Consider the following 14,022-nt stretch of genomic DNA (forward strand, 5'->3'; position numbering starts at 1 on the left):
AACGGCAGCAGCAGCGGAGGCGGCACCGGCTGGTCGCGGCCGCCTTCCTGCTGCCCGCCCTGGTGCTGCTGGGCGCGCTGGTGCTGGAGCCGATCGTCTACTCGGTCTACCGCAGCCTCTTCGACCGGTCCGGCGACTCCTTCGTCGGCCTGGACAACTACGGGGAGATCCTGCGGGACGACTCGATCCGGACGGCGCTGAGGAACACGGCGGTGTGGGTGGTGCTGGCGCCCGCCGTCGCGACGGCGCTCGGCCTGGTCTTCGCGGTGCTGACCGAGCGGGTGCGCTGGGGCACCGCGTTCAAACTGGTGGTGTTCATGCCGATGGCGATCTCCATGCTGGCGGCGGGGATCATCTTCCGGCTGGTCTACGACCAGGACCCCGACCGGGGTGTGGCCAACGCGGTGTGGGTGGGGGTGCACGACACCTTCGCGGAGGCCTCGGCGTTCCCGAAGGCCCGGCCGGGCCGGGACTCGCCGCTGGAGCCGGCCGGCGGGGGCGCGTTCGCCACCCGGGAGCCGGTGCGGGCGGGCGTACCGGTGCTGCTGCCGCTGGTCGGGGTGGCCCCCGCGGCCCTGCCGAAGGGCACGGAGCCGGCCCGCCCGGCGGCGGCCGAGCCGGGGAAGGTCACGGGCACCGCCTGGCAGGACTTCGCGCGGGGCGGCGGCGGCCGCACCAACGCGGTGGACCCGGCCGAGCCGGCGTACGCGGGGATGCGGATCGAGGCGGTCAGGGACGGGAAGGTGGTGGACTCCACCCGGGCCCGCGCCGACGGCACGTTCACCCTGTCGGCGAGGGCGGACGGGGCGGTGCTGCGGCTGCCCGCGGAGAACTTCCGCGAGGCGTACGCGGGCGTGGACTGGCTGGGGCCGTCCCTGGTGACCCCGGCGGTCATCGGCGCGTACGTGTGGATGTGGGCCGGGTTCGCGATGGTGCTGATCGGGGCCGGGCTGGCGGCGGTGCCGCGGGAGCTGCTGGAGGCGGCCCGGGTGGACGGGGCGAACGAGTGGCAGGTGTTTCGCCGGATCACCGTGCCGGTGCTGGCGCCGGTCCTGGCCGTGGTGCTGGTGACCCTGGTCATCAACGTGATGAAGATCTTCGACCTGGTCTTCGTGATCGCCCCCGGGTCGGTGCAGGACGACGCGAACGTGCTGGCGCTCCAGCTGTACCGGACCTCCTTCGGCACGGACGCCGACCGGGGGCTGGGCAGCGCGATCGCGGTCCTGCTGCTGGTGCTGGTGGTGCCGGTCATGCTCTACAACATCCGCCGGCTGCGGAAGGAGGGCTCCCGATGAGCGGGCCCGTACACACCCCGCCCGTGCCGGGCCCGCCCGCGAAGGTCCGGGCGGCCGGCCCGCGGCGGACCTCGGTGGCGGCGCGGCTGGCCGGGCGGGCCGCGGGCGGTGCCGTCCGGGTCTTCCTGGTGCTGGCGGCCCTGTTCTGGCTGCTGCCGACGCTCGGTCTGCTGCTGTCCTCGTTCCTGTCGCCCACCGACCTGAACCGGGAGGGCTGGTGGCAGGTGCTGACCGCGCCGTCCCGGCTGACCGCCGCCAACTACGGCGACCTGCTGGCGAACGAGACCATCACCAAGGCGCTGATCAGCACGGTGGCCATCACCGTCCCGGCGACCCTGCTGGTGATCACCCTGGGCGCGCTCGCCGGATACGCCTTCGCCTGGCTGGAGTTCCCCGGCCGGGACTGGCTGTTCCTGCTGGTGGTGGGGCTGTTGGTGGTGCCGGTGCAGGTCGCGCTGATTCCGGTGTCCGAACTCTTCGGTGCGGTGGGGCTGTTCGAGACCACGGCCGGGGTGGTGCTGTTCCACACCGCCTTCGGGCTGCCCTTCGCCGTGTTCCTGCTGCGCAACTTCTTCGCGGAGATCCCGCGCGAGCTGCTGGAGGCGGCCCGGCTGGACGGGGCGGGCGAACTGCGCCTGTTCGCCCGCGTGGTACTGCCGCTGGGCGCCCCCGCGATCGCCTCGCTGGGCATCTTCCAGTTCCTGTGGGTGTGGAACGACATGCTCGTCGCCCTGGTCTTCGCCGACTCGGCGAACCCGCCGGTCACGGTGGCGCTGCAGCAGCAGGTCCGGCAGTTCGGCAACAACATCGACGTGCTGGCGCCGGGGGCGTTCCTGTCGATGGTGGTGCCGCTGCTGGTCTTCTTCGCGTTCCAGCGGCAGTTCGTGACGGGGGTGATGGCGGGGGCGGTGAAGTGAGGCGACGCCGTCCGACGGCCCGGTGACCGTAGGTCGCGAGCTGACGTACGTCGCAAGGTGACCGTACGTCGCGAGGTGACCGTACGTCGCGATGTTGACGCTGCGTAACCCGATTGCCGCATTGCGCGTAACCCGATGATCTCCGGAACGGTTCCCGGGCAATATGCCCGCGCCGACCCCTGGATGTCCCGTGCCCCGGTTCAGCGTCATCGTGCCCGCGTACAAGGTCCAGGCGTACCTGCAGGAGAGCCTGGAATCGGTCCTGTCCCAGTCGTTCACGGACCTGGAACTGATCGCCGTGGACGACGCCTCCCCGGACGCCTGCGGTTCGATCATCGACGAGAACGCGGCGCGCGATCCGCGGGTCACGGCCGTCCACCTCGCCCAGAACCTGGGCCTGGGCCCGGCCCGCAACGCGGGTCTGGCCCGGGCCACCGGCGACTACGTCCTCTTCCTGGACGGCGACGACACCCTCACTCCGGGCGCGCTCCGGGCCATCGCCGACCGGATCAAGGCCGCCGACGCACCGGACGTCCTGGTCTACGACCACGCGCGCAGGCTCTGGACCGGCGAGGTGGTGCGCAACCGGCTCTCCCCGCTGCTCGCGGAGGACGGCCCGGCCGCGTTCCGGCTCACCGACCGGCCGTCGCTGCTGGGCCTGCCGATGGCGGTCTGGAACAAGGCGTACCGCCGCGAGTTCGTGGAGCGCGAGGGCCTGGCCTTCCCGCCGGGCCTGTACGAGGACACCCCCTGGACCGGTCCGGCGCTGCTGACCGCGGACTCGATCGCCGTACTGGACCGGGTGTGCGTGCACGACCGGCAGCGCCGGACCGGCAGCGTCCTGGGCACGGCCGACCCCCGCCACCTGGAGATCTTCGACCAGTACGACCGGCTGTTCGCCTTCGTGGCCGCCCGGCCGGAGCTGGCCCCCTGGGGGCCCGCCCTGCACCGGCGCATGGCCGAGCACTTCTGTGCCCTGTTCGGCGGTCCGGTGCGCCTGCCGCGAGCGGTGCGCGCGGAGTTCTTCCGGCGGGCCGCCGAACACCTGCGCCGTCACCGGACGGAGGGCGGCGGGGCGCTGCCCGCGTCCCGGACGGACCGGCTGCGGCACTCCCTGATGCGGCTGGGCCTGCGGCGTACGTACGTGGCGCTGGCAAGGCTGCGGCGGGGCGGCCGGACCGCCGCACGGTGGGCGTCGGCGGCCAGGGCCGGCCTGCGGGAGGCACTCGGCCGGCTGTACTACCGCGCCCTGCGGATGCTGCCGCTCCGCTCCGATCTGGCGGTGTTCAGCGCGTACTGGCACGGCGGCTACGCCTGCAACCCGGCGGCGATCGAGGCGAAGCTGCGGGAGCTGGCGCCGGAGACGCGGACGGCGTGGATCTGCGCGCCGGAGCACGCGGCGACGCTCCCGCCGGCGACGGCGGCGCTGCGCCCGGGGTCCTTCGCGTACTGGGCGGCGCTCGCCCGGGCCCGGTACCTGGTCAGCAACGTGAACTTCGACCGGGCACTGGTGAAGCGGCGCGGGCAGGTCCTGCTGCAGACCCAGCACGGAACCCCGCTGAAGCGGGTCGGCCTGGACCTGCTCGACCGGCCGGCCGCCACCCCGACCGCGGACCTCGCCGGGCTGCTGCGCGGAGCCGACCAGTGGGACTACCTGTTGTCCGCGAACCGGCACTCCACGCTGGTGTGGGAGAAGGCGGTGCCAGCCCCGTACACCACGCTGGAGTACGGATATCCCCGGAACGACGTGTTCCAGCACGCCACGGCCGCCGATGTGGCCGAGCTCCGCGACCGGCTGGGCATCCCGGCCGGCACGACCGCGATCCTGTACGCGCCCACGCACCGGGACTACCGGCGGAGCCGGCCCGAGCACCTGGACTTCGAGCGGGTCCTGCGGGACCTCGGCCCCCGTTTCGTGCTGCTGGCGCGGGCGCACCTCACCTATCGCCCGGGGCCCTTGTGCCCGGACCCGAGCCCGCGGCTGATCGACGTCTCCGCGCACCCCTCGGTCGAGGAGCTGTGCCTGGCCTCGGACGCCCTGGTCACCGACTACTCCTCGCTGATGTTCGACTACGCGGCACTGGACCGGCCGATCGTGATCCACGCGGACGACTGGGAGGCGTACGAGGCGGCCCGCGGCACCTACTTCGATCTGCGGGGGTTCCCGCCGGGGGCGATCGCCCGGACCGAGGACGAGCTGGTGGACATCTTCTCCACCGGCCACTGGAGGGGATCGCGTTCCGCCCAGCTCCGGGCGGCGTTCCGGGCGCGGTTCTGCGCGCTGGACGACGGGCGGGCGGCGGAGCGGGTGGTGCGGCGGGTCTTCCTGGGGCAGACGGACCTCGTGCCGTCCTTCCTCCCGCCGGAGGAGCGGCTCCCCGCCCCGGCCCCGGGTTCGGCGGCGGCTCCCGGCACGGGGTCCGCCGCCCTGACGGAGCCCCTGACCGGGCTGGCCGACCTGGCCGCGCCGAGGTGGCCGTAGGCCCAGACCTCCGGCGGAGCCGCGCCGGGACCCGCGGCCGGGCCGGACCGGCTACGCCCGGAGCCCCGCCACCGCCGCCCGGGCCAGGGCGTCCAGGCAGTCCCCGTCGACGGCGTCACCGACGACCACCTGCCGCCAGTAGAGCGGCCCGATGGCCAGGTCCAGCGCCCGCTCCGGATCGGCCCCGGCGGGCAGCTCGCCGCGGGCGACGGCCTCGGTCACGATGCCCTCGGCGAGCCGGCGCTGGCCGTCCAGCAGGGCCCCCCGCACCGCGTCCGCGATCTCCGGGTTCCGTGCCGCCTCGACCAGCAGGTCGGGGATCACCGCCGAGGCCACCGGGTGCCGCAGCACGTGTGAGGTGACCTCCAGCAGGGCCCGTACGTCCCCGTACAGCGAGCCGGTCGCCGGCACGGGTACGCCCTCCGCGGCGAAGGCGCCGATCAGGTCCAGCACCAGGTGGAGCTTGGACTTCCAGCGGCGGTAGACCGCCGTCTTGCCCACGCCCGCGCGCCGGGCGATGCCCTCGATCGACATCCGCGAGAACCCGACCGCCGCGAGCTCCTCCAGGACCGCCGCGCGGATCGCCTCGGTGACGTCCTCGCGCAGGACGGCGGCGCCCGCCGGGGCCCGCCGGGGCGCGGTTGCGGGAGCGGCGGCGGGGGCGTCGGCAGCGGCGGGGTGGTTGGTCATGCACAGAGCATAGCCCCGGCACGCCGCCCCTCCCCCGTCACGACGATACGGTTGCGTTCCGACGCACATCACCCTACCCTCACCGTAGCGACGATACGGACCCGTCCCATCCCTCGGCATCCACCGGCGAAAGCGAACCCGCGTGACCACCACACCCCTGGACACACCCGCGGCCCCGCCCACTCCCGCAGAGCTCGCCGCCGCTCACGGCCTCACCGTCAGTGGCGCCCGCCCCTCCCTCCCCCGGTACGTACGGGACCTGTGGGGCCGCCGCCACTTCGTGACCGCCTTCGCGACGGCCCGCATGGCCGCGCAGTACAGCGGCGCCAAGCTCGGCCAGGTCTGGCACCTGGCCACCCCACTGCTCAACGCGCTCGTCTACTTCTTCGTCTTCGGCGTCGTCATGAAGGCGAGCCACGGCGTCCCCGACTACCTCCCCTTCCTGCTCACCGGCGTGTTCGTCTGGGACTTCATCGGCAGCTCCGTCAACGCCGGCACCCGCGCCGTCCACGGCAACATCGGCCTGGTCCGCGCCCTGCACTTCCCGCGCGCGAGCCTGCCCATCGCCGTCGTGGTGCAGCTCTTCCAGCAGCTGCTGGTCACCATGGCCGCGCTGGTGCTGCTGCTCCTCGTCTTCGGACAGCTCCCCACCGCGTCCTGGCTGCTCGCCGTCCCCGCGCTGCTGCTGATGGCCGTGTTCTGCGCCGGCTGCGCCCTGGCCATGGCCCGCATCGGCAGCAAGACCCCCGATGTCAGCCAGCTGATGCCGTTCGTGCTGCGCACCTGGATGTACGCCTCGGGCGTGATGTGGTCGATCGACACCATGCTCCGGGAGGACCACTTCCCCCACTGGGTGCCGGTGGTCCTGGGGTCCAACCCCGCCGCGGTCTACATCGACCTCATGCGGTTCGCCCTGATCGACAGCTTCGGCGCCCGCGGCCTGCCACCGCACGTCTGGGCCGTCGCCGTCGGCTGGGCCCTGCTCGCCGGCGTCGGCGGGTTCGTCTGGTTCTGGAAGGCTGAGGAGGAGTACGGCCGTGGCTGAGCTGACCGAAGTGACCCCCGCGACTGCTGTGACCCGTATGGCCCGTACGGCCCCTGTGACCCGGCCGTCCGCTCCGGCCGCGCCCGCGGTCACCCGCGTCCCCACCGTCATCGCCGAGGAGGTGCACGTGGTCTACCGGGTGTCCGGAGGCGGCGCCGGCCGCAGCACCGCCACCGCCGCGCTCGGCCGGATCCTGCGCCGGAAGGGGCCCCGGCCGCCGGTCCGCGAGGTGCACGCCGTACGCGGTGTCACCTTCACCGCCTACAAGGGCGAGGCCATCGGGCTGATCGGCTCCAACGGGTCCGGGAAGTCCACGCTGCTGCGGGCCATCGCCGGCCTCCAGCCGGTGGCCTCCGGCCGGGTGTGGTCGCAGGGGCAGCCGTCGCTGCTCGGCGTCAACGCGGCCCTGATGAACGACCTGACCGGCGAGCGGAACGTGGTCCTGGGCGGTCTGGCGATGGGCATGACCCGGCAGCAGATCCGCGAGCGCTACGCGGAGATCGTCGACTTCTCCGGTATCGACGAGAAGGGCGACTTCATCTCCCTCCCCATGCGCACCTACTCCTCCGGCATGGCGGCACGGCTGCGGTTCTCCATCGCCGCCGCCAAGAACCACGACGTGCTGATGATCGACGAGGCCCTGGCCACCGGCGACGCCCGCTTCCAGGCCCGCAGCCAGGCCCGGATCGAGGAGCTCCGCAAGGAGGCCGGCACCGTCTTCCTGGTCAGCCACGGCATCGGCACCGTCCGCGAGACCTGCGACCGCGCGATCTGGCTGGAGCACGGCGTGCTCCGCATGGACGGCCCCTCGGCGGAGGTCTGTGACGCGTACGAGGCGTTCACCAAGGGCCGGTGAGGCGGCTCCCGGCCCGCCCGCGCCGGGAGCAACCACCGCCGGAACAGACCCGAGCGGAGCAGCCCCGGGCGGAACGGCCCCGGCCTCCGGACCGAGCAGGTCCGGAGGCCGGGATCGGGCAGTACGCGCGGACTAGCCGTGCGCCCGCAGCAGGCTCCGCATCGTGCGCATGGCCACCGACAGGTTCGCCAGGTCGAAGTCGTCCGAGCCCTGGATCTCGTCCAGGGTCGTCCGCGCCCGGCTCAGGATCGCCGTGTTCTTCTCCTCCCACGCCTTGAAGCGCTCCTCGGGAGTGGCGTCGCCGCTGCCCACCGCCAGCACGTCCGCGGTCAGCCCCGCGTGCGCCGCGAACAGGTCCTCGCGGATGGAGGCACGGGCCATGGACTGCCAGCGGTCGGCCCGCGGCAGCTCGATGATCCGGTCCATCAGCTGGGTGATGTCCAGGCGGTCGGCCAAGTCGTAGTAGACCTCGGCCACGTCCAGCGGGTCGATGCCCGTGCGGTCCGCGATCGCGACGATGTCCAGGGTCGGGAACGCCGAGGAGAACCCGGCGACCTTCGCGCCCAGCTCCTCCGGCACGCCCGCCTCGGTCAGCTCGTCCAGCACCAGCTGGTACCACTCCAGGTCCGCGCCGCGCACCAGCTTCGGCAGCTCCGACCAGACCTGTGCCACCCGCTCGCCGAAGAAGGAGATGGTCTCGCCGATCTGCAGCGGCTGCGGCCGGTTGTTGAGCAGCCAGCGGGTGCCGCGCTCGACCAGACGGCGCGAGTGCAGCCGGATCCGGGTCTGCACGTCGGCCGCGACCTTGTTGTCCAGTGCCTCGACCGCGTCCCACACCTCGGCCAGGCCGAAGATCTCGCGGGCCGACAGCTGCGCCCGGACGATCTCCTCCAGGGAGGCCCCGGTCTCCTCGCGCAGACGGTGCAGGAAGGTCGAACCGCCGGTGTTGACGGTGTCGTTGACCAGCAGCGTGGTGACGATCTCCCGGCGCAGCGCGTGGGCGTCGATCTGCTCGGAGAACTTGTCCCGCAGCGCCGTCGGGAAGTACGCGTGCAGCAGGGTGCGCAGGTACGCGTCGTCCGGCAGCGAGGTGTGGATGAGCTCGTCCGCCACCGTGATCTTGGTGTAGGCGAAGAGCACCGCCAGCTCGGGCTGGGTCAGGCCCTCGTTCCGGTTGAGCAGCTCGCGGACCTGCCGGTCGTTGGGCAGGAACTCCAGGGCGCGGTCCAGCCGGCCCTCGCGGCCCAGGCGGCGCATGAAGCGCTGCTGGGCGTGGAGCAGGCTGGGGGCCTGGGCGCTGCCGTTGGCCAGGGCGGTGTTCTGCGCGTAGTTGTTGCGCAGCACCAGGCGGCCGACCTCGTCGGTCATCTCGGCGAGCAGCTTGTTGCGCTGCTTGAGGGTCATGTCGCCCTCGGCGACCAGCGCGTTCAGCAGGATCTTGATGTTCACCTCGTGGTCGGAGGTGTCCACCCCGGCGCTGTTGTCGATGGCGTCGGTGTTGATCCTGCCGCCGGCGCCGCCGGCGCCGGCCCGGGCGTACTCGATCCGGCCCAGCTGGGTCAGGCCGAGGTTGCCGCCTTCGCCGACGACCTTGACCCGCAGGTCCTGGCCGTTGACGCGGATCGCGTCGTTGGCCTTGTCGCCGACGTCGGTGTGCGACTCGGCAGAGGACTTGACGTACGTGCCGATGCCGCCGTTCCACAGCAGGTCGACCGGCGCCTTGAGGACGGCCTGCATCAGCTCGGCCGGGGTCATCTTGGTGACGCCGTCCTCGATGCCGAGGGCCTCGCGGATCTGCGCGTTGACCGGGATGGACTTCGCGGTGCGCGGGTGGATGCCGCCACCGGCGGACAGCAGCTCGGTGTTGTACTCGGCCCACGAGGAGCGGGGCAGCTCGAACAGGCGGCGGCGCTCGGCGTAGGAGACGGCCGCGTCCGGGTTGGGGTCGATGAAGATGTGCCGGTGGTCGAAGGCGGCGACCAGGCGGATGTGCTCGGAGAGCAGCATGCCGTTGCCGAACACGTCACCGGACATGTCGCCGACGCCGACGACCGTGAAGTCCTCGGTCTGGGTGTCGTGGCCCAGCTCGCGGAAGTGCCGCTTGACCGACTCCCAGGCGCCGCGGGCGGTGATGCCCATGCCCTTGTGGTCGTAGCCGGCCGAGCCGCCGGAGGCGAAGGCGTCGCCGAGCCAGAAGCCGTACTCCTGGGCGACACCGTTGGCGATGTCGGAGAAGGTGGCGGTGCCCTTGTCGGCGGCGACGACCAGGTAGGTGTCGTCCTCGTCGTGGCGGACCACGTCCTTCGGCGGCACGACCTCGCCGCCGACCATGTTGTCGGTGATGTCGAGCAGCGCCGAGATGAAGATCTTGTACGAGGCGATGCCCTCGGCGAACCACGCGTCGCGGTCCACCGACGGGTCCGGCAGGTTCTTCGCGACGAAGCCGCCCTTGGCGCCGACCGGGACGATGACGGTGTTCTTCACCATCTGCGCCTTGACCAGGCCGAGGATCTCCGTACGGAAGTCCTCGCGGCGGTCGGACCAGCGCAGACCGCCTCGGGCGACCTTGCCGAAGCGCAGGTGGACGCCCTCGACGCGCGGGGAGTACACCCAGATCTCGAAGGCCGGGCGCGGGGCCGGCAGGTCCGGGATGGCCTGCGGGTCGAACTTCATCGACACGTACGAGTGCTGCTCGCCCGTGGCGTTCTTCTGGAAGAAGTTGGTCCGCAGCGTCGCCTTGATCAGTGTGAGGAAGGCGCGCAGGATGCGGTCCTCGTCGAGCGAGGCGACCTGGTCCAGGGCCCCGTCCAGCTCCTCCAGCATGGCGTCGACGAGCTCGGTGCCGGCGGCCTGGCGGCCGGGCGACATCCGGGCCTCGAAGAGCGAGACCAGCAGCCGGGTGGTGTGGACGTTGTTGCGGAGGGTGTCCTCCATGTAGTCCTGGGAGAACGTGGAGCCGGCCTGGCGCATGTACTTGGCGTACGCGCGCAGGACGACGGCCTGCCGCCAGGTCAGCCCGGCGCGCAGCACCAGGTTGTTGAAGTTGTCGTTCTCCGCGTCGCCCTGCCAGACCGCGGCGAAGGCGTCCTGGAAACGCTCGCGGGCGTCGTCGCCCAGGAAGGACGCCTCGCCGTTGCCGGCGGGCAGGGGGAGCCGCAGACCGAAGTCGTAGATCCAGGCGTTGGCGCGGTCGGCGCAGCGCAGCTCGTACGGCCGCTCGTCGGTGACCTCGACGCCCAGGCGCTGCAGCACCGGCAGGACGGCGGACAGGGAGACCGGCTCGCCCGTGCGGTAGATCTTGAAACGGCGCTCGCCGGGGCGGGCGCCGACCGGCTCGTAGAGGGAGAGCGCGAAGTCGCGGTCGCTGGCGATGAGCTTCTCGACGTGCAGCAGGTCGGCGACGGCCGCGCGCGGCGAGTGGTCCGACTTGTAGCCCTCGGAGAAGGCGGTGCCGTAACGGCGCAGCAGCTCGGCGGCTCGCTCCTCGCCGCACTCGGCGATCAGCGCCTCCTGGAAGCCGTCGGCCCAGGAGCGGGCGGCCTCGACGAGGCGGGCTTCGAGGTGCTCGATGTCCCCGTCGGTCAGGACGGGCAGCACGGTGCCCTGCGGGACGCGGATGACGAAGTGGATCCGGGACAGGATCGACTCGGTGTTCCAGGCGGTGAAGTCGACGCTGGTGCCGCCGAGCTCCTCCTTGAGGATGTCCATGAGGCGGAGCCGGACACCGGTGGTGAAGCGGTCGCGCGGGAGGTAGACCAGCGCCGAGTAGTAGCGGCCGTACTCGTCCTGGCGCAGGTACAGCCGCAGCCGGCGGCGCTCCTGCAGGTAGAGGACCGAGGTGACGATGGACTGGAGCTGGTCGACCGGGGTCTGGAACAGCTCGTCGCGCGGGTAGGTCTCCAGGATCTGCGTCAGGTCGCGGCCGTCGTGGCTGTTCGCCTCGAAGCCGGCCCGTTCGAGGACCTCGTCGACCTTGCGGCGGATCACCGGGACGCGGCGCACGGACTCGGTGTACGCGGCGGAGGAGAACAGGCCGAGGAAGCGGCGCTCGCCGACCACGTTGCCCGAGGCGTCGAACTTCTTGACGCCCACGTAGTCGAGGTAGCTCGGGCGGTGCACGGTGGAGCGGCTGTTGGCCTTGGTCAGCACCAGCAGCTTGTGCTCGCGGGCCTTGGCTCGGGCGTCGGCGGGCAGCCGGTTGAAGGACGGCGAGACCGGGTGGCCGTCCTCCTTGCCGTGGTGCGGGTCGGAGCGCAGGATGCCGAGGCCGGTGCCGGGGACGGCGGACAGGGAGTCGCCGTCGACCAGGTTGTACTCGCGGTAGCCGAGGAAGGTGAAGTGGTCGTCGGAGAGCCAGCGCAGCAGCTCGCGGGCCTCTTCGAGCTCGTATTCCTGCAGGTCGAGGGCGACGGGCTCGTCGGGCAGGCCGTCGGCGATGCGCAGCGCGGCGTCCCGCATCTTCTCCCAGTCCTCGACGGCCTCGCGGACGTCGGACAGGACGCGGAGCAGGTCGGCGGTGATCTGCTTGAGGTCGGCGCGGTCGGTCTCGCGGTCCATCTCGACGTGGATCCAGGACTCGACGAGGGCGTCGTGCGGGCGCTGGGCCTTGCCGCCGTGGGCGTCGCCGTTCGGGCCGAGGATCTCGATCAGCTTGCCGGTGACGTCGCGGCGGACGACGACCTGCGGGTGGATGACGAGGTGGATGCCGCGGCCCTGCCGGGACAGCTCGTTCGTCACGGAGTCCACGAGGAAGGGCATGTCGTCCGTGACGACCTCGACCACCGAGTGGCTGGAGGTCCAGCCGTTCTCCTCGACGGTGGGCGTCTGGACGCGCACGTTCGCGGTGCCCTGCGGCCGGTTCTCGGCGAGCCGGTAGTGGGAGAGCGCGGCGCCGAAGACGTCGACGGGGTCGCGGTCCGTCAGGTCCTCGGGTGCGGTGTGCAGGTAATAGCGCTGGAGGTAGTCGAGCACCGTGTCACGGTCTGGCCGCCCGGCCTGCTCGGACCCAGTCGGAAGTAGCCCCCCGGCCGGGCTGTTCTCAGCTACCCGGGCCGCCCGTGCGAGCAGCTCGGCCTTTGCTTCGTCCAGCTTGGTCTGCATGTCCTCATGGCTCCTGTCGCGCGCCGTTGCGTGACGTAGGTGAAGGAAGGAAACGCGGAAATCGCAGTCGACGTCGACGCTATGTCGAGGTGGGATGTCACCGGAACGGAATCAGCCAAGATCGGCCAGAGGGTCCGGTCGTTCCGCGCGCGTGATGCAGCAAGGGCCCGGGCGAGCGGGTGCGTCGCCGGGCGCAGGCCGGGGGCTTCGGTGCCCCCGATGGCTATCGCGCTGATCACGGGTACAAGGCTATCTCGCATCACCCCCGGCGCGTCATGAGCTGTATGTGTACAAAACCCGGTGGGGAACTTTGACACTCTGGACAGCGCGCGGGCGGGTTTGGTCGTGCAGTGCCTATTCGGCCAGGTCGCGTGCGGTGCGGACGGCTTCCTCAAGGGTGTCGACGACGGGCACTCCGGCCGATTCCAGACTGGTGCGGCTGTGCGAACCGCCGGTGTACAGGACCGCCCGGGCGCCGACGTGCGCGGCGGCCGCGGCGTCGTCCAGGGCGTCCCCGATGAGCACGGTCCGGGCGGCGGTCACGCCGTCGGCGGCCAGCGCCTCCAGGTGCCGGACCAGGTGCCCGGCCTTGCTGGTGTGGGAGGGGCCGACCCGGCCGTCGACGCGCAGGAAGTGGCCGTCGATGCCGTGGGTGCGGACGAGCGGGACCAGCCGGTCGTGCGGGGCGAGGGAGAGCAGGGACTGGCTGAGGCCGGCCCGCTGCCAGTCGCCCAGCAGCTGCCGGGCGCCGTCGGCCAGCCCGGAGTCCGCCGCGGCGGCCCAGTAGTACCGGTGGAAGGTCTCGTCCATGACGAGCCATTCCTCCTCGGTGGGCAGCCGGCCCATGATCCGCTCGTAGAACTTCGGCACGGGTACGACGTACAGGTCGCGGTAGAGCTCCAGGGTGATCGGCGCAAGGCCGAGCTCGGCGAAGGAGGCGTTGGTCGCGGTGATCACGGCGTCGATGTCGTGGAGCAGCGTGCCGTTCCAGTCCCACACGAGGTGCGGCCCGCGCGCGGCGGCCACGGAGGTCACGGAGGGCACGACGCTCATCGGACCAGCCCCGGGATCTCCTGCACGCCGAACCAGAGCAGCTCGTGGTCCTCGGCGCCGTCCACGGTGAACTGCGCGTCGTCGTCCCCGGCGTCGGCGGCGGGGAGCGCCTCCGCGGCGGCGGCCACGTCCTTCTCGGCGTCGGCGGCGTCCACGTGCACGGCGGCGGCCACGGCGAGCCGCACGGGGTCGGCGAGGGTGACCTGGCCGAGCGTGGCCTCGTCGAGCCCGGGTGCCGCGTGGGCGGCCTTCTCGGGCACGTCGACGGCGATGACCACGCGGCGGCGGGGAGCGGCTGCGTCCCCGGCGAGCATCCGCAGCGAGGCGGCCGCGGCCCGGCCGAGGGCGGCGTACTCCAGCTCCTCGATGTCGTCGGAGACGTACCACTCGCGCAGGGCGGGCGTGACGGCGTACGCGCGGACGGGGGCGGGCCCGAGCTCGCCCGCCTGGTGCGCCTCGGCGAGCCCGGGGAGGGTCAGGGGGACGTACACGCGCATGGCCGGCTGCTTTCCGTAGTCGAGAGGCCCTCAGGATACGACCGCCCCCACTCCCGGGGGCACCCTGTCCACAGCCACAACCCACCG

Annotated in this window: 9 protein-coding genes; 5 read left to right on the forward strand and 4 right to left on the reverse strand. The window is 72.3% G+C overall.

Annotated elements, in window-relative coordinates; all coding sequences use genetic code 11:
- Positions 1–29 precede the first annotated feature (29 nt).
- From AC067U_RS24425 to AC067U_RS24435, 3 genes are all read left to right on the forward strand, one after another.
- Positions 30–1,295 carry a carbohydrate ABC transporter permease gene (locus AC067U_RS24425; RefSeq protein ID WP_478831909.1) on the forward strand — a complete coding sequence of 422 codons (1,266 nt, stop codon included), beginning with the start codon at positions 30–32 and terminating at the stop codon, positions 1,293–1,295.
- Positions 1,292–2,212 carry a carbohydrate ABC transporter permease gene (locus tag AC067U_RS24430; RefSeq protein WP_478831879.1) on the forward strand — a complete coding sequence of 307 codons (921 nt, stop codon included), beginning with the start codon at positions 1,292–1,294 and terminating at the stop codon, positions 2,210–2,212. Before AC067U_RS24425 ends, AC067U_RS24430 begins: the two co-directional genes overlap by 4 nt.
- A 163-nt stretch (positions 2,213–2,375) precedes the next feature.
- Positions 2,376–4,694, forward strand: a complete 2,319-nt coding sequence (locus tag AC067U_RS24435) for a bifunctional glycosyltransferase/CDP-glycerol:glycerophosphate glycerophosphotransferase (RefSeq protein WP_478831880.1) — start codon at positions 2,376–2,378, stop codon at positions 4,692–4,694.
- A 51-nt stretch (positions 4,695–4,745) separates the two neighbouring features.
- On the opposite strand, the gene AC067U_RS24440 is transcribed toward AC067U_RS24435, so the two are convergent.
- The gene (locus AC067U_RS24440) at positions 4,746–5,384 is read right to left on the reverse strand and encodes a TetR/AcrR family transcriptional regulator (RefSeq protein WP_478831881.1); all 639 of its coding nucleotides are present in this window, start codon (positions 5,382–5,384) and stop codon (positions 4,746–4,748) included.
- A gap of 142 nt (positions 5,385–5,526) precedes the next feature.
- Here AC067U_RS24440 and AC067U_RS24445 point away from each other — a divergent pair, with 142 nt between their 5' ends.
- A complete protein-coding gene (locus tag AC067U_RS24445) occupies positions 5,527–6,429 on the forward strand; it encodes an ABC transporter permease (protein WP_478831882.1) in 903 nt (300 codons plus the stop codon).
- Positions 6,430–6,466: 37 nt separating this feature from the next.
- Positions 6,467–7,285, forward strand: coding sequence for an ABC transporter ATP-binding protein (locus AC067U_RS24450; protein WP_478831910.1), 819 nt, complete (start codon positions 6,467–6,469; stop codon positions 7,283–7,285).
- 132 nt (positions 7,286–7,417) lie between these two features.
- Here the strand turns inward: AC067U_RS24450 and AC067U_RS24455 are convergent, their stop codons facing one another.
- The 3 genes from AC067U_RS24455 to AC067U_RS24465 form a co-directional block, all read right to left on the reverse strand.
- On the reverse strand, positions 7,418–12,385 hold the full coding sequence (locus tag AC067U_RS24455) for an NAD-glutamate dehydrogenase (RefSeq protein ID WP_478831883.1): 4,968 nt from the start codon (positions 12,383–12,385) through the stop codon (positions 7,418–7,420).
- A 354-nt stretch (positions 12,386–12,739) separates the two neighbouring features.
- The gene (locus tag AC067U_RS24460; protein WP_478831884.1) at positions 12,740–13,438 is read right to left on the reverse strand and encodes an HAD family hydrolase; all 699 of its coding nucleotides are present in this window, start codon (positions 13,436–13,438) and stop codon (positions 12,740–12,742) included.
- A complete protein-coding gene (locus AC067U_RS24465) occupies positions 13,435–13,935 on the reverse strand; it encodes a DUF6912 family protein (protein WP_478831885.1) in 501 nt (166 codons plus the stop codon). Before AC067U_RS24465 ends, AC067U_RS24460 begins: the two co-directional genes overlap by 4 nt.
- Between the last annotated feature and the right edge of the window lie 87 nt (positions 13,936–14,022).

It is taken from the genome of Streptomyces sp. NPDC043853, assembly GCF_056436025.1.